The sequence below is a fragment of the Massilia aquatica genome, from assembly GCF_011682045.1.
In the GTDB taxonomy this organism is placed as follows: Bacteria; Pseudomonadota; Gammaproteobacteria; order Burkholderiales; family Burkholderiaceae_D; genus Telluria_A; species Telluria_A aquatica.
This window is the reverse complement of the sequence record NZ_VVIW01000017.1, coordinates 20,287-35,497: the sequence shown is the minus strand read 5'-3', so window position 1 is coordinate 35,497 and position 15,211 is coordinate 20,287. Positions and strand designations below refer to the sequence as shown.

Below are 15,211 nucleotides of genomic sequence, written 5' to 3'. Positions count from 1 at the left end.
ATTCCCACTGCACACGTGCTTGCTACGCTGATGGCTTGTCAAAGTTTCCTGCGGAACGCCATGATCGAGCATCACAACACCACCAGTCCCTCCCTTGCGCCTGCGCCGGCGCCGGCAGCACCTGCCGCGCTCGGTTTTTTCATGTACGCCGCGCTCTGGGTCACCGGCGTGATCGTGCCCCTGATCGCGCTGATGATGCTGATCTCCGGCGTGTGGCAGACGCAGACGGCCATGTCGGGCAGCGTGATCGTCCACCTGTTCCTGGTCGCCCTCGTCGCGCTGGCCAATGCGGTGCTGGTCAGCATCATGCGGCACGGGCGCTCGGCGCCGTCGCGTCCCCTGGCGCTGCTGCACGCGCTGGCTACCGGCGCCAGCGCCGCCTACGCCGTGCTGTTCCTGCCGCTGATGCTGGCCGGGGTGGTTGTGCTGGCCTATTGCGGCTTCAGTTCCCTCCTGCTGGCCGCGCTGGCGCCACTGGTGACGCTGAGCGCGACCCTGGCCGCGCGCCGCCAGCACGGCTGGCGCGTGCGGCAAGCCGACGGCACGCCGCTGCCGCGCGCCTGGCCCGCCGTGCTGCTGGCGCTGACCCTCATCGGCGCGCTGGAACTGCCGTCCCTCTTCACCCACATCGGCATGCGCATGGCGGCCGACAAGGCGCCGGCCACCAGCGCGCACGGAATACGCCTGCTGCGCTATCTGGGCAACGAGCGCACCATCCTGCGCGCGTGCTACGCGCGCCCCGGCGAAGCGGCCGACCTGAGCACCATCATCCTGAAAATGACCGGTCCGACCAGCATGGAGGACGCGCGCGCGATCTACTACCGCCTCACCGGCACGCCGTTCAGCGCCATGCCGCGCCCGCCCATCCACACCCGCCAGACAGGGCAAAGCGACGATCGCGACAGCGACAGCCCGGTGGTCGGCGCGCCCCTGGCCAACCTGCACCTGATCGCATCGCGCATCGACGGCGCCATCGACGCCCGGGCGGCCTTGGGCTCGCTGGAGTGGCGCATGGTGTTTCACAACGACGCGGACAATTTTGAGGAAGCACGCGCGCGCGTGATCGTGCCGGCCGGCGCGGTGGTAACGCGCGTGACGCTCTGGGACGACGACGGCGAGCACACCGCGCCCGCCGCCGGCGGCGCCGCCGCGCGCGCGTTCGAATTCGGCCTGCCCGACAACCAGCGCGCTGCGGTGCTGGTGACCAGCGCAGGCAGGGACCGCATCATGCTCCATCTGCCGGTGGTGCCAGGCGGAGGCGAGGCGACAGTGCGGATCGCGCTGAGCGTGCCGCTGGTGCTCAATGAACCGGGACTGGGCTATCTGCAACTGCCCGCGTTCAGCGAGCGCAATTTCGGGATCGCCCCGTCCGTGCGCCACGCGGTGTCGGTGGAATCGGCCAGTGCGCTGCGCGGCGCGCCCGCCATGCGCGAGGAGTCCGGCGACATGCTGGCCTTCGCGGTGCGCGGCGAACTGGCCGAGCCGCTGCCTGGCATGGGCGCGCCCATCATCGGCGCCTTGCGCGCTCCAGCCGACACGCATGCGTGGAACCCTGATCCGACCACGCCGGGCGGCGCGATCGTGCAGGTCATCGGCCAGCAGGCGGCGCGCATTCCGCGCCGGGTGGCGCTGGTGGTGGACGGCTCGACCGCGCTGGCGGCGCAACGGGAACAGCTGGCGCGCGCCGCCACCTCCTTTCCCGGCAACGTGGAACTGGGCGTGATCGTGGCCGGCGCCCAGGCCCCGCAGGTGTTCCTGCACGATACCTCCGATTCGCTGGCCAGCGTGCGCTATCTTCAAGACATCAGCTTCGAAGGAGGCCACGACAACAGCGCCGCGCTGTTGATGGCGTGGGAATGGGCGGGGGCCAGCAGCGATGGTGCGCTGGTGTGGATCCATGGCCCGCAGCCGCTCCTGCCCGGTTCGGCCGACGCGCTGCTGCAGCACTTCCGGCAGCGTCCCGACCGGGTGCGCATGGTCGGCCTGGAAGCGGTGACCGGTCCCAACGTCCTGTGGGAAAAGATGGATGGCGTCGCCGCGCTGGCGAGCGTGCCGCGCATCGGATCGCTGCACGACGACCTGGTGCGCCTGCTCACGGGCTGGAAGCCGGCGGCGCAGCAGGTCGTGGTCGCGCGCAGCCGCGCCAGCGCAGCGCAGCCGGTCCACGAACAGGCCTCGCCGCACCTGGCGCGCCTGTGGGCGGGCGAACGCGCCGCGCTACTGCGCGCCAACAGCGCGCAAGCCACGCCGGCCCAGACCGACGAACTGCGGCAGCTCGACCAGCTGCTGACCGGCACGGCCGACGCGCCGTCGCCCGCGCCGGCAGCGCAGGCCGGCGCCATGCCGCAAACGGCGCCGGCCGACGAAGACAATGCGGTGTCGGTATCGGCAACCTGGCTGATGCTGGGCGTGGCGCTGGCCGTATTGGGCTGGCGCATGCACTTTCACCGGCATACGCCGTATCCGGCCTCGCCCGAGTAACGCCGATGGTCAGTGATCGAGCACGCCGTTGACGGCGTCGAGCACCCATGCGCTCAGGCGGTGCCGCGCGCGGGTTGGCGCGAAGCTGTGCGCGTAGCGCCATGCCTGGCCGGCGAAGTTGGCAAAGCCGTCCTGGCGCCACGCCGGCGCACGGGCCAGCGCCAGCTCGGCGCCGATGGCTTGCGCCAGCAGGGCAATGTCGGCGGTCGGCACCAGCCGCGCCAGGCCGCCCGCGATGGCCGGCGTATTCGAATTGTCGTAGCAGACCACGCGGCAGCCGGCCGACAGCGCTTCGACGATCGGCACGCAAAATCCTTCGTGGTAGGTGGGCAGCACGAACACATCGGCCTCGGCCAGCAGGCGCTGTTTGAGTTGGTCCGGAGCGTCGCCGTGCAGGCGCAGCGACACGCGCGGCCCGTACCGGCGCGGCCACTCGTCGGCCGCGGCGCGCACCGCCCCGACCAGCGCCGCATCGGAAAAGCCCAGGTTGGCCACCAGGTCGAGCGCAATCCGGACGCCGCTGTCGGCCTGCAGGCAGCGTTCCACGGCATCGAGCAGGTCGGCCACGCCTTTCGAGCGCACCAGGCGGCCGATGAAGAGCAGGCGCACGATGCCGTCCGCATGCCCGGGCTTGGCGGCGCAGGGCTGCGCCTGGCCGTGCACCGCCAGCGGCAGCACGCTCGCCGGCGTACTCACGCGCGCCGCGCGCAGCACCGCCAGGTTGCTGGCGCTGTCGCAGGCCACGTGATCGGCGAACATCATGTTGGCCATCTGCGCGAACGATTTGTCGATGGTGGCGTGATGCTCGGCGCCGACGAACTGCTTGGGCGTGATGTTATGAAACACCACCAGGCGCCGCGCACGCTCCGGCACCAGCAGGATCAGGTCGAACAGCGGATAGTAAATCCCGAAATGGAAAATGACCGCGTCGCTGGCCTGGAAATGCGCGTCGGTCATGATGTCGGTCACATCGCGCACCAGCCGGTGCGGCACGGCGTGCTCGCAGGCGTAGGTGAACAAGACGACTTCATGGCCGGCTTCGATCAGCCAGCCGATGTTGTCGGCGATGGCGTTCGAGATGGCGTCGTTCCTGACGCAGATGCCGTGGATGACCGAAATCTTCATCCCGGCGCCTGTGCGAAACGGGCCAGCGCAATGGCGTACAGGGGCATGCTGTCCTTTGCCATGCGGCGCGAGATGAATTTGTCTTCGAACAGGGCGCGTCCGGCGCGGCCCATGCGCTCGCGCAGTTCGGGCGAGGCGGCCAGCCGGTTGATGGCGCCGGCCAGCGCGGCGTTGTCGCCGGGCGCCACCAGTAAACCATTGACGCCGTCGCTGACCACTTCGGGCATGCCGCCGGCGGCGCAGCCGATCACCGGGCGCGACTCGCGCATGGCTTCGACGAACACCAGGCCGAACGACTCGTAGCGGCTGGGAGCGACGAAAATATCGCAGTCGCGGTAGGCGGCGCGCAGGGTGGCGTCGTCGACGCGGCCTTCGAAGCTCACGCGCTCGCCCCAGCGCGCCAGCTGGCCGCCCTGGCGGCAGTGTTCCCTGTAGCTGAGCTGCGCGCCCTGCATGAGCAGCGTATCGTCGCCGAGGATGCGAAAGCGCACCTGCGGATGCTGCGCCAGCACCGGATCGATCGCCGCCAGCAAGACGTCGATGCCCTTGCGCGCTTCCAGCCGGCCGACGAACAGCACGGTGATGGCGCCGTCGGCGCGCGCCGGCGGCGGCGCGCTTGCCGGCGCCACGTCGGGCATCCCCAGCGGCACCAGGCGCAGGCTGGCGTCGTCGAAGCGGAAATCGTACGCCTGTTCGATGTCGCGCCGGATCGCGGCGCTGTTGGCGCGGATCGCCTGCGCACGCTGCATGAGTTCTTTTTCGAGCGCCAGCATGGGCGTACCGAAGCGCGCCATCCAGGCCGGATCGTCGCGCAGCTCGCTGCGGCCCTGCAGCGAAAAATGCAGGGTCGTATGCAGGCTGGTGACCAGCGGCCATTGGCCATCGAGCAAAAAGGCCGCGCCTTCGGCATCCCAGATCGGCGCTTCGACCAGGTCGAGCGGACGCCGGCTGGCGATGCGGCGCGCTTCCGCCAGCGCGGTGGCGCACCAGTTCCAGATCTCTTGCGGGATGGCGCGCTCAAACGCCTCGTACGGGAGCGCGTGCTGGCCCAGCGCAACCCGGTGCACCCACACGCCACCGACCAGCTCGACCCGGCTGTAGGTGGCGCTTTCGGCGATCACATGCACCTGGTGGCCTTCGGCGGCCAGCGCTTCGGCCAAGTCGCGGCTGAAGGTGGCGATGCCGCCGCGGTGATTCGGCGGGTAGTCGCGCGAGACCAGCGCCACGGTCATGGGCTGCGCGGCGCCGATGGTGGCGAACGGCAGGAACGCGCCCTGCCAGCGCGCGAGTTTGTCGGCATCGATGCCGCCGGCGACCGGCGCCAGGCCGTGCCGCGTGCCGGTGTTCCAGGCGCGCGCGCATTCGGTCTCGAAAACGGCGCGCCGTTCTTCGGGCACGCTGCCGTTGGCGATCAGGTAGTCGAGGTGGCGCCGGTGCGAGTCGGCCTTGTCGCGGTTACGGGCGTCGATGTGCTCGCGCGTGTCGTAGTCCAGGCCGTGCTTGAGCGAGAAGTAGATGGTGTTCTTGATGATCGGGTAGATCGCGCGCGGCATCTGGGCGGCATCGCGCACGCCGTTGGGCGCGGTCTTGTGGTGCACGTAGGCGTGCTCCAGTTGCCTGAGCAGGTAGCCGGCGTCGACCAGGCGGCAGCAGACGTCGGTCTCGTCGAGAAAATACTCGATCTCCTCGTCGAAGCCGCCCACTTCCAGCAGCGCCGAGCGGCGGAACGAGGCGTTGGTCCCCTGCAGATACGGGAACTGGCGCGAGCCCGGAAAACACAGCTGCGGGGTGTCCGCGCGGTGGCTGATGTCGACATCGCCCACCCGGTTGGCGCTGGCGTAGTGGTACTGGTAGGTGGTGCCGCTGCTGTCGAGCACGCGTCCGCCGGCGCCGCCCACGCCATCGTCGTCATAGGCGGCGGCCAGCTGGGTGAGCCACTCGGGTTCGGGAATGGCGTCGTCGTCGATGAACGCGACCACGTCGCCGGCGGCCATGCAGATGCCGATATTGCGCGACACCGACAGGTTGGGAATCGGGCAGCGCGCCGCCCGGATGCGCCCCAGCCAGGCGGCGATCACCTGTTCCGAATGGTCGGCCGACGGGCCGTTGACGACAATGACTTCGAACTGCCCGGCGTAGCGCAGGCGGCACAGGCTCTCGAGCGTTTCCTGCAGCAGGCCGGCGCGGTCGAGGGTGTTGATCACGATCGAAAAGGTGATCATGAACGCAGCCCGGCCTCCAGCTGGTCGATACGCTCGCGCAGCGCCGCCAGTTCGCGCGCCATCATGCGCAGGGCGACCGGAGTCGATTCGGCCAGGTTGGCGGGATCGCGCTCGACGGCCAGCACGCGGGCGTTCAAGTCGGCAATGTTCTTGAGCAGCATCGGCAGCTGTTCGCGCGCAAAGGCGTCGCGCCGCTCGTTTTCGTAGGGCAGGCGCGCCACGGCCACGGCGATCCGGATCAAGCGCCCCAGCACGGGCAATCCCGCCATGCTGCGCACCACACGTTTGATCAGCATTTTCATCGGGAGCTGCCTATTCACCTGTACAAGACTGCGGATTTTGCGGGCTCATTAAATATCTGTCAATAGTGCTCCCGTTGAAACGGGCTGCTTGACGAACTCAAATAGAATCTATATTCTATTTGAATGGTCAGACTAGCTAAATACAACGCACACACCTTCATCGACGGCGCCATCTGCATTGCCGCCGCCTGCGGCATCGGCTCGGTGTCGATGTCGGCCATCGCCGTCAAGGCCGGCGCGCCGATCGGATCGGTGTATCACCGCTTCGATTCGCGCAGCACCTTGCTGGCGCATGCCTGGCTGACGGTCAAGGCCGATTTCCGCGAGCAGGTGGCGCGCCACTGGGATGAAGAAGACACCTGGATACCGGTGGCGGCGCTGCTCGACTGGTGCCGCAGCAAGCCGGTGTACGCGCGCTTCCTGCTGCAGTACGAAGACTGCCCGGACCTGGGCGCGCCGCTCTCGCCCGAACTGTCCGAGCTGCTCGAAGCCGAGCAGGCGCGCCTGGACGCCTGTTTCGAGCGCTGCCTGCTGCGCCGCCGCGCCGACGGCGACGATGCGGCGCACACGCTGCGCTTCATGCTGATCGACGCTCCGATCGCCATCGTCAAACCCTACCTGGCCCAGAACAAGGCGATTCCCGCCACGCTCGACGCGATCCTGCGCGCCGCGCACGACGCCGTCGATGCGCTGGCCGCCACACCTCACTGAGAAACCCCATGCGCTACTCCACCCAGACAGAACACGGCAAACCGATTCCCCTGTACGACGAGGCGGGCTTCGAAGCCATGCGCGCGGCCGGCCGCGTGGCCGCCGACACGCTCGACTTCATCGCGCCGCACGTGCGGGCCGGCGTCTCGACCGCCAAACTCGACGCCCTGTGCGAAGAATTCATGCGCGCCGCCGGCAGCATTCCGGCCACCATCGACTACCACGGCTACAAGCACGCCAGCTGTATTTCGGTGAACCACGTGGTCACGCACGGCATCCCGTCCGACAAAAAAATCCTGCGCGAGGGCGACATCGTCAACATCGACGTCACGCCCAAGCTCAATGGCTGGTTCGGCGACACCAGCCGCACCTTCGAAGTGGGCGCGGTCTCGATTTTGGCCAAGCGCCTGGTCAGCTCGGCCTACGAGGCGATGATGACGGGCGTGCGCACGGTGCGTCCGGGCGCCACCCTGGGCGACGTCGGCTCGGCCATCGACACCTATATCAAGGCGCAGGGCTTTTCGTCGGTACGCGATTTTTGCGGGCACGGCATCGGCCAGGTGTTCCACGATACGCCGCAGGTGACCCACTACGGCCGCCCCGGCACCGGCATCGTGCTCGAACCGGGCATGATCTTCACGATCGAACCGATGGTCAACGTCGGCACCCACCAGGTGACGGTGCTGCCCGACAAATGGACCACCGTGACCAAGGACCGCAAATGGTCGGCCCAGTTCGAGCACTCGGTGGCGGTGACCGCGAGCGGCGTCGAGATCTTTACCCTCTCGGCCACCGAGCGCTAAGCGCGCCGCGGCAAAAATGTCGGCAAAAACCGCGCCAGCCGCGCCGGCGAGGCTAATACCACTTTTTTGGCCAAAAAAATTGGTATGCATAAAATGCGGGGGCGGCGCGCCAAAAGCCCGGACTGCGCCTACCTTCCTGGGCATCTGTTCAGGTATTGGTGCAAGCTTTGTCGGCCAAGTCAGCAGTTACGCCGCCGCGCGCTCTGGCCGGCACCTGATAATCGGCATGCCAGATCAGGGCGTGCGCGTGCAGGGTTTTGCCATTGTTCCTGGCGAACTTCACAACGTCGTCGGCCTGGGTGAAGGTATCGGTATCCGGCCGGATGCAGATAACTCATCTTCATGAGATTGCCCGCCGTGAGCTGGCTGAAACAGGTCTTGATGACCGCCTGCCGCGCCGGGCAGGCGAGCAAGACCCCGAACGGGAACCTGGCCAGCTTGCTCAATTGGCTCACATCGGTACCGCTGGTTTTTTCGGACCAGCCGGAATCAGTGCCGGTGCCGCTCATGCTCGCGTCCACCTGGTTCGCCAACGGCGGCGCGGGAATGACATCGACGGCGGCGGCGGGCGCAGCAGGGCCGGCATCGCCGCCGCAGGCGGATCAAGCCAGGCAAACGCTGAACGTGGCAGAAAATAATGTCATCGGCTCTCCAGGGTGGTTTTTATCGGTTGCAACATTCAAGGCACGCGATTATGAAACCATTTAATTAATAAATTTATAACTTTTCTTGCGCCGATCGTGCGGCAGACACAGGCCCAGGTCAAGCTGTCCGCGTCCTGGGCCTTACCCTTGCAACATAAGCTTCCATTACGCACTGGTATTGCCTACAGGGGCAATTTCGAAAACCAGTTGACTACCAATTTGACGGCCATCATCCTGACGCCTTTTGCACCGCAAGCGAGCGCGCACTATCGGCTGGTCCGCCTACCTGCGTGCTTCCCGATGTCGTCCCGCCCGAAAGGTACCTCAACATGAAAACTCTTACCACCATCGCCGGCGCCTGCGCGCTGTTATGCAGCGCCAGTGCCATCGCCCACGGCTACATCACCCAGCCGGAGTCGCGCAACCTGCTGTGCAAGCAAGGCGGCAACAGCGCCTGCGGCGCCATTCAATGGGAACCGCAAAGCCTGGAAGCGCCCTCCGGTTTTCCGGCGCAGGGACCGGCCGACGGCGTGATCGCCTCGGCCGCGCTGGCGCAGTTCGGCGAACTCAATGAACAGACCAGCAGCCGCTGGACCAAGCGCCCGATGACGGCCGGCGCCAACGTCTTCAAGTGGCAGTTCACGGCCAACCACGCCACCCGCAACTGGCGCTACTACATCACAAAAAGCGGCTGGAACCCGAACCAGAAGCTCACGCGCGCCTCGTTCGACCTGACCCCGTTCTGCGTGATTGACGGCGGCAACCGCCAGCCGCCGGCGCAGGTCAGCCACAACTGCACGGTGCCTGCGCGCACTGGCTACCAGGTGATCCTGGGGGTATGGGAAATCGGCGATACGCCGAACAGTTTCTACAATATGGTCGACGTGCTGTTCAAGGATGGCCCGACGGTGCCGGTGCCGGAATGGACCGACCGCGGGGCGATCTATCCATCGGTCGACCTGGCCGTGGGCGACAGCGTGGCCACGCGCGTGTTCGACGCCGCCGGCGAAAAACCGGAGCTGCAAACCAAGGTCACCATCAACAGCGCCAGCGACGGCTTGCGCAACAATTGGGCCTACCTGCTGGCCACGCGCGTGAACGCCGAACAGCCGCTGCTGCATGCGGGCCAGCTGGGCCCGGACGGCAAGATCACCCCGGTGTACGGGCAGAACACGGTGTACGCAAAAACGAGTAGCGCGCTGACCCGGGTCGAAGTCCAGATCAACAAGGACCAGACGCCGCCGCCGGCGGAATTTACCGTGAGCGACCTGCGCACCTCGTATGCGATCAAGGGCGGCGAGCTGGCGATCAACTTCAGCGTCAGCGCCAATGCCGACATGGAAGTCAGCGCCTATGTATACGACCAGGCGGGCGTATCGAAAGGCTTTGCCACGGCGCCGCTGAACAACAACAGCGCGGCGCTGGCCGTCAACCTGAATGCGCCCAAGGCGGGTGCGCACCAGCTGGTGCTCAAGGCGGTGGTCAAGGATGGCGGCGCGGTGCTGCAGAAGACCTTCCCGCTGACCTTGACGGAAGACGGCGGCAACGCGGCCTACGAGCACGTGTTCCCGGCATCGCTGGCGAGCTACAAGGCCGGCACCCGCGTGCTGCAGCCGAAGAACGGCAAGGTCTACACCTGCAAGCCGTTCCCGTACAGCGGCTGGTGTGCGCAGTGGACGGCGGCGTCGACCCACTACGAGCCGGGCGTGGGCGCCAACTGGCAGGACGCCTGGATCGCGCCGTAAGCGGCTAGTCGGGCGCGGCGGCGGGTGTGGGCAAGCGCACCTCCGCCAGCTTCCACGATGCGAAGCCGTGCCGTTCCATCACCAGCGACAGGCCGCGCTCGCCGCGCTCGTTCTCCACGTGCATGATGTATTTGTTCAAGCCGACGCGCTCGGACGTGTACTTGGGGTCGGGCTTGGCCGGTTCGTCCTTGTCCGCGCCGGGGCGGCGTGGCTCGATCGAGCCCCGCTTCATTGCCCCCATGACGAATTCGGGAGTGACCATGGCATCGACCATCTTGTCGGCGAAAGCCATGCCCAGCATCTTGCCGAAATCCGCACCGCCGCCGCTGTCTTTTGGCTTGGCCTGCTCGTTCATGACGGCGTTCAGCTGCGTCTTGACGCTCTCGCGCAGGCGTGGATAGTCGACACGCGCGTTGAAGCTCTCGGCATTGTAATCGTGGGCCGCCGTGCGCATCTGGTGCAGCGCGATCAGCGGGGAGTAGTACCAGTACGCCGCGCCGGCGCTGACGCACAGGGCGGCGATGCCCAGTTTGAGGTGAATAGACTTCACGATTTCCTTGTGTGGTTGATGCGTGCCGATCGCACAAGCCGGATTCTACACGGGGCCGGCGACGCTGCGCGCCATCAGGACAGCCAGAGGTCCGCCACCCATGCGAGCGCGCCGGCCTGCGCATCGTAGCGGTAATGCGATCCTTGTCCCCACAAGCCTCCCCACATGACATGCAGGGTAATGAGATCGGTCCCGGCGACCGGCGCAAAGCCCGCCAGGCCAATCGGACGCCGCCCCGTGTTGCTGAAGATACCGGGCGGCGGCGCTCCCCACGCCCAATGCCGCCCCGATTGCACCGTCATGAAACGGACGTACTCCTGCGGGTCGCGCCTTGTCACGCCATGGTCATCGAGCAGCCATGCGTTGAGCACAGGAGAAGGGTAGTTGTATTCCGAGTAGGGAAGCGCAACGGCCCCGTGCTCGGCGATCCAGACGCTGGGCGGGCGAGACGCGTCGCCGGCCCGCTTCCAGGTTTGCAGTAGCTCGCCGATGCATGCCTGGCGCTGCGAATCGTTCATAGCGACAGTCAAAAAGTGATGATAAAGCGCGCGCCGCCGCCGATCGACTTGGCATACCGCACCGCGCCGCCATTGCGGTGCACCAGCTGGCGCACCATCGCCAGGCCGATCCCGCTGCCCTTGCTTTTGGTGGAAAAAAAGGGCGTGAAGATATCGGCGATGACCTCGTCCGGCACGCCGGGGCCATTGTCGCAGACCTCGATGCGCAGGCGCCCGCCACGCGCCAGTCTGGCGCTCACCGTGACCTGCTGCGCGCTCGCTTCGGCCGCGTTCTGCAACAGGTTCACCAGCGCCTGCTCCAGCTGGCCCGCATCGGCCATCAGTTCGAGCGATCCGGGCTCCACCCGGAAATCGGCGCTGCCGCCACGCGCCTGCCACGCCGGGGCGATCAGGGCCGACAGCCGCGCAAACATCTCCTGCACCACCACCCGCTGCGGGGCCGCTTGCGGCACGCTGGCCAGCGCCCGGTAGCCGCTGACGAAATGGGTCAGGCTGGCGGCGCGGCGGCCGATGGCGTCGAGCGCGGTCGCCAGGTCGTCCGCCACATCGGGCGGCAGGCTGGCGCGCACCCCCTGCACCATGTCGCGTGCACTGTGCGAGAGCGAAGCGACCGGCGTGAGCGAGTTCATGATCTCGTGCGTGAGCACGTGCACCAGCCTTTGCCAGGCCTGCATGGCCTCGGCGGCGAGTTCGTTTTCCATCGGCGTGAGCGCCACCAGCCGTTGCGGCTGGCCTTCGATGCTCAAGGTGCTGGCCGTGGCCAGCGCGCGCTCGACGCCCCGTTCGGTGTCGACGTCGATCATGCTGCGCCGCCCTGGCGCAAGGGCGGCCAAAGTGCGGCGCAAGGCATCGAGGTCGCTGGCGCGCCCAGGCGCGAGCAGGCGGCGCGCATTGGCGTTAAGAGGCTCGGCACTGTGGACACTATCAATGCGAAACAGGGCGATCGGCGCATGCTCGAGCTGCGATTCGAGCGCCAGCACGCGCGCTGCCAGCAGTTGCTGGTCGTGCGGCGCGCCGACCGCGACTTCCAGCGGCGCCACCACGCTTGACGACAGGCCGTGCCGGATCAGGCCCACGGCCAGCAGCGCCGCAGCCGCGCTGGCCGCCGTCGCCAGCGACAGCACCGCCCCCTGCGCGCCGGCGCCGGCGGCGGCGGCGCCGAGCAGCGCCGCCCCGGCCCAGACCATGCGGCGCGTTGCGGCGTCACAGGCCATGCTTGCTGCGCTTGCGGTACAGGGCGGCGCGGCTGATGCCGAGCAGGATGGCGGCATGGCTGATGTTGCCGCGCGCCTGCGCCATGGCGGCGGCCACCGCGTCGCGCTCGATGGTGTCCAGGGCCAGCATGTCGGTGCCCGCCGCGCGTACGCTCGCCACGCTGGCCGGCTCGCCGCCGTGCAGGCCGAAATCGGCCAGTGCGTAATTGCCCGGCTGGCCCAGGATCACCGCGCGCTCGCAGGCGTGGCGCAGCGCGCGCACATTGCCCGGCCAGTGGTGCGCGCACAGCGCGTCGAACGCATCGGGCGCGATGCTGCCTTGCGCCTTGCCGTACAAGGCGCGGTAGTGCGCCAGGTAGTGGCGCAGCAGGGCCGGGATGTCGGCGCGCCGTTCGCGCAGGGGCGGCACGCGCAGGACGATGGTGTTGAGCCGGAACAGCAGGTCGGGCCGGAACATCTGCGCGTCATACAGCCTGGCCTCATCGAGATTGGTGGCGCTGACGATGCGCACGTCGATCGCTTGCGGACGGTCGGCGCCGAGCGGGGTGACTTCGCGCCGCTCCAGCGCCGTCAGCAGCTTCGATTGCGCGCCCAGCGCCAGGTTGCCGATTTCATCCAAAAACAGCGTGCCGCCGGACGCCGCCTGGAAGCGCCCCGCGCGGTCGCTACGGGCATCGGTGAACGAGCCTTTGCGGTGGCCGAACAATTCGCTCTCGAGCGTCGCTTCGGGCAGGCTGCCCATGTCGACCGCGAGGAACTGGCCGGCGGCGCGGCGCGAGGCCAGGTGGATCGCGCGCGCGGCCAGTTCCTTGCCCACGCCATTCTCGCCGAGCACCATGACGTTCGCCTGCGTCGGGCCGACGCTGGCGATGAGGGCGCGCAGCTGGCGCATGGGCAGCGAGTCGCCCATCAGCGGATCGCCTGGGGCGGCCGGGGCGGCCGGCGATGCGCGTTGCGCCAGCGCGCCTTGCACCACCGCCAGCAGGCGTGCGTTATCCCACGGCTTGGTTAAAAAATCGCTGGCGCCGCGCTTCATCGCCTCGACCGCCAGCGCCACATCGGCGTACGCGGTCATGACGATCACCAGCGGCGGGTCGGGCAGCGCGCGCAACTGGTCGAGCACCGCCAGGCCTTCGGCGCCGTCGGTGCGGCCGGGCGTGAAATTGAAGTCGAGCAGCACCACCTCGGGCACGCCGTCCTGCAGGTGGCGCGCCAGCTGGCGCGGATCAGCCAGCGTGGCTGCCTTGCCCGCGCAGCCGCGCAGCACCAGGGCGGCGGCGTAGGCCACGTCGGCGTCGTCGTCGAGGATCAGGATGCGGGCGGGGTGGTCGGCCATGGCGGGATGGATGAAAGCGGGTGCGCCGATTCTAGCAGCAGCATGCCGGCGCCACCAACCGAAACGGACAAGGTGTCCGGAATCGAACACCTGTGCTGTGCGATTGCGCACGCTTGCACCGAGGCGCACGTTCATCCGCCCCTGCGGTGCGCATGGCACGGATGTTGCGATCAGTTCCCGCATTACGTCACAAGCCGAGTCGCCATGATTGTTCCGATCGCCCCAGAACCCGAACGCAGCAGCGGCGCCGCCATGGACCAGCCGCAGCCACGGCGGCGCGCCAGGCGCTGGCTGCCCGCTGCCGCCGTCGCACTGGCGCTGGCGGCAGGGGCGGCGGCGCTATGGCAGCAGATCCCGCGCGGCTTGCAGGTGGCGCGTGCCGACGCCCGCATCGCCACCGTGGCGCGCGGCGTGTTCCGCGACGACGTGGCCCTGCGCGCCACCGCCGCGCCGCTGCATTCGGTGATGCTCGACGCGGTCGAATCGGGGCGGGTGGAAGAAATCTTCGCGCGCGACGGCGCACTGGTGGACAAGGGCGAGGTGCTGTTCCGGCTGTCGAACCCGCAGCGCCGGCTGGACCTGCTGGCGCGCGAGGCCGAGCACGCGCAGCAGATTTCGAACCTGACCAACCTGCGCATCGCCCTCGAAGCGAGCCGCATGGAACGCGAACGGCGCGGCGCCGAGCTGGCGTTCGCGTTGGCGCTGGCCGAAAAGCAGCACGCGCGCAGCGCGGCGCTGGCGCAGCAGGGCTTCGTCTCGCCCACCGCGCTGGAAGATTCGCTGGACCGCGTGGCGCAGCAGCGCCGCCTGTACCAGAGCGACAAGGCCGGCTACAGGAGCGAGGCTACGACCCAGCGCGACGCGGTGCGCCAGATGGAACAGGCCATCGGCCGCCTGGAAGCGGGCCTGCAACTGGTCAACGCCACCATCGACGCGCTGGCGGTGCGCGCGCCGGTGTCGGGCCGCCTGACCGATTTTCATCTGCAGGTGGGCGAGACCGTGAAACCGGACCAGCACCTGGGCCGCATCGACGACGTGGACCGGTTCAAGCTGACGGCCCAGGTGGACGAGTATTACCTGAACCGGGTAGCCGTGGGGCGCCAGGGCACGGCCACCATCGACGGGCGCGCGCATGCGCTGACGGTGAGCCGCATCTACCCGCAGATCAAGGAGGGCCGCTTTACGCTGGAACTGGCGTTCGCCGGCGGCCAGGGCGCAACGCTCGCTCCCGGCCAGGCGGCCGACGCGCTGGTGACCCTGGGCGGCGCCAGCGACGCGCTGCTGCTGCCGAACGACGCGTATATCAACGACAGCGGCGGCGTGGCGGTGTATGTGCTGGACCAGGATGGCAAGACGGCCACCCGGCGCGCCCTGCGCAGCGGGCGCCGCAGCCACAGCCAGGTCGAGGTGCTGGGCGGCCTGGCGCCCGGGGAGCGGGTGATCGTCTCGTCGTATGCGGCATACGGCAAGGCGGCTCGGCTGCAATTGACGGAATAGACTTTTTCACATGGGATCGACGCGGAGATGACACAATGAACCACCCCACACCACACCGGAAGG

General features: G+C 68.1%; 14 protein-coding genes. 6 read left to right on the top strand and 8 right to left on the bottom strand.

The window, feature by feature from the left end; all coding sequences use genetic code 11:
- The first annotated feature begins 60 nt into the window (after window positions 1–60).
- Window positions 61–2,481 (top strand): hypothetical protein, encoded by a 2,421-nt coding sequence (locus F1609_RS23725; protein ID WP_167079129.1) that lies wholly within the window; start codon window positions 61–63, stop codon window positions 2,479–2,481.
- A gap of 9 nt (window positions 2,482–2,490) precedes the next feature.
- Here the strand turns inward: F1609_RS23725 and F1609_RS23720 are convergent, their stop codons facing one another.
- Genes F1609_RS23720 through F1609_RS23710 form a run of 3 tightly spaced genes read right to left on the bottom strand, consistent with a single transcriptional unit; the run spans window position 2,491 to window position 6,130 of the window.
- Window positions 2,491–3,606 carry a glycosyltransferase family 4 protein gene (locus tag F1609_RS23720; RefSeq protein WP_167079128.1) on the bottom strand — a complete coding sequence of 372 codons (1,116 nt, stop codon included), beginning with the start codon at window positions 3,604–3,606 and terminating at the stop codon, window positions 2,491–2,493.
- Window positions 3,603–5,828 carry a glycosyltransferase gene (locus F1609_RS23715; RefSeq protein ID WP_167079127.1) on the bottom strand — a complete coding sequence of 742 codons (2,226 nt, stop codon included), beginning with the start codon at window positions 5,826–5,828 and terminating at the stop codon, window positions 3,603–3,605. The genes F1609_RS23720 and F1609_RS23715 overlap by 4 nt, the downstream gene beginning before the upstream one ends.
- Window positions 5,825–6,130: a hypothetical protein gene (locus tag F1609_RS23710; RefSeq protein ID WP_167079126.1), complete on the bottom strand. Its 306-nt coding sequence runs from the start codon at window positions 6,128–6,130 to the stop codon at window positions 5,825–5,827. Before F1609_RS23710 ends, F1609_RS23715 begins: the two co-directional genes overlap by 4 nt.
- Before the next feature lie 123 nt (window positions 6,131–6,253).
- Between F1609_RS23710 and F1609_RS23705 the strand changes: the two genes are divergently transcribed.
- On the top strand, window positions 6,254–6,841 hold the full coding sequence (locus tag F1609_RS23705) for a TetR/AcrR family transcriptional regulator (RefSeq protein WP_167079125.1): 588 nt from the start codon (window positions 6,254–6,256) through the stop codon (window positions 6,839–6,841).
- Window positions 6,842–6,849: 8 nt separating this feature from the next.
- On the top strand, window positions 6,850–7,644 hold the full coding sequence (map, locus tag F1609_RS23700) for a type I methionyl aminopeptidase (protein ID WP_167079124.1): 795 nt from the start codon (window positions 6,850–6,852) through the stop codon (window positions 7,642–7,644).
- A 148-nt stretch (window positions 7,645–7,792) separates the two neighbouring features.
- Here map and F1609_RS35415 read toward each other — a convergent pair whose 3' ends face one another.
- Entirely contained in the window at window positions 7,793–7,969 is a 177-nt protein-coding gene (locus F1609_RS35415; RefSeq protein WP_370661667.1) for an endo-1,4-beta-xylanase, read from the bottom strand.
- 32 nt (window positions 7,970–8,001) lie between these two features.
- Between F1609_RS35415 and F1609_RS23690 the strand changes: the two genes are divergently transcribed.
- Both F1609_RS23690 and gbpA read left to right on the top strand, forming a co-directional pair.
- Complete coding sequence (locus F1609_RS23690) at window positions 8,002–8,352, top strand: hypothetical protein (RefSeq protein WP_167079098.1); 351 nt, start codon at window positions 8,002–8,004, stop codon at window positions 8,350–8,352.
- 265 nt (window positions 8,353–8,617) lie between these two features.
- Window positions 8,618–10,033, top strand: coding sequence for an N-acetylglucosamine-binding protein GbpA (gene gbpA / locus F1609_RS23685; RefSeq protein ID WP_167079123.1), 1,416 nt, complete (start codon window positions 8,618–8,620; stop codon window positions 10,031–10,033).
- A gap of 4 nt (window positions 10,034–10,037) precedes the next feature.
- Here the strand turns inward: gbpA and F1609_RS23680 are convergent, their stop codons facing one another.
- The 4 genes from F1609_RS23680 to F1609_RS23665 form a co-directional block, all read right to left on the bottom strand.
- A complete protein-coding gene (locus F1609_RS23680) occupies window positions 10,038–10,583 on the bottom strand; it encodes a DUF2939 domain-containing protein (RefSeq protein WP_167079122.1) in 546 nt (181 codons plus the stop codon).
- 74 nt (window positions 10,584–10,657) lie between these two features.
- Window positions 10,658–11,101, bottom strand: a complete 444-nt coding sequence (locus tag F1609_RS23675) for a hypothetical protein (RefSeq protein WP_167079121.1) — start codon at window positions 11,099–11,101, stop codon at window positions 10,658–10,660.
- A gap of 8 nt (window positions 11,102–11,109) precedes the next feature.
- Window positions 11,110–12,315 (bottom strand): sensor histidine kinase, encoded by a 1,206-nt coding sequence (locus tag F1609_RS23670; protein WP_167079120.1) that lies wholly within the window; start codon window positions 12,313–12,315, stop codon window positions 11,110–11,112.
- Window positions 12,305–13,651, bottom strand: coding sequence for a sigma-54-dependent transcriptional regulator (locus F1609_RS23665; RefSeq protein WP_167079119.1), 1,347 nt, complete (start codon window positions 13,649–13,651; stop codon window positions 12,305–12,307). The genes F1609_RS23670 and F1609_RS23665 overlap by 11 nt, the downstream gene beginning before the upstream one ends.
- A gap of 204 nt (window positions 13,652–13,855) precedes the next feature.
- On the opposite strand from F1609_RS23665, the gene F1609_RS23660 reads away from it, so the two are divergent.
- A complete protein-coding gene (locus F1609_RS23660) occupies window positions 13,856–15,148 on the top strand; it encodes an efflux RND transporter periplasmic adaptor subunit (protein ID WP_229422021.1) in 1,293 nt (430 codons plus the stop codon).
- Window positions 15,149–15,211: the final 63 nt, after the last annotated feature.

Bases quoted from the DNA above. Each gene is read 5' to 3' on its own strand.
- F1609_RS23725 (WP_167079129.1), top strand. From the start codon at position 61: ATGATCGAGCATCACAACACCACCAGTCCCTCCCTTGCGCCTGCGCCG.
- F1609_RS23720 (WP_167079128.1), bottom strand. From the start codon at position 3,606: ATGAAGATTTCGGTCATCCACGGCATCTGCGTCAGGAACGACGCCATC.
- F1609_RS23715 (WP_167079127.1), bottom strand. From the start codon at position 5,828: ATGATCACCTTTTCGATCGTGATCAACACCCTCGACCGCGCCGGCCTG.
- F1609_RS23710 (WP_167079126.1), bottom strand. From the start codon at position 6,130: ATGAAAATGCTGATCAAACGTGTGGTGCGCAGCATGGCGGGATTGCCC.
- F1609_RS23705 (WP_167079125.1), top strand. From the start codon at position 6,254: ATGGTCAGACTAGCTAAATACAACGCACACACCTTCATCGACGGCGCC.
- map (WP_167079124.1), top strand. From the start codon at position 6,850: ATGCGCTACTCCACCCAGACAGAACACGGCAAACCGATTCCCCTGTAC.
- gbpA (WP_167079123.1), top strand. From the start codon at position 8,618: ATGAAAACTCTTACCACCATCGCCGGCGCCTGCGCGCTGTTATGCAGC.
- F1609_RS23675 (WP_167079121.1), bottom strand. From the start codon at position 11,101: ATGAACGATTCGCAGCGCCAGGCATGCATCGGCGAGCTACTGCAAACC.
- F1609_RS23670 (WP_167079120.1), bottom strand. From the start codon at position 12,315: ATGGCCTGTGACGCCGCAACGCGCCGCATGGTCTGGGCCGGGGCGGCG.
- F1609_RS23665 (WP_167079119.1), bottom strand. From the start codon at position 13,651: ATGGCCGACCACCCCGCCCGCATCCTGATCCTCGACGACGACGCCGAC.
- F1609_RS23660 (WP_229422021.1), top strand. From the start codon at position 13,856: ATGATTGTTCCGATCGCCCCAGAACCCGAACGCAGCAGCGGCGCCGCC.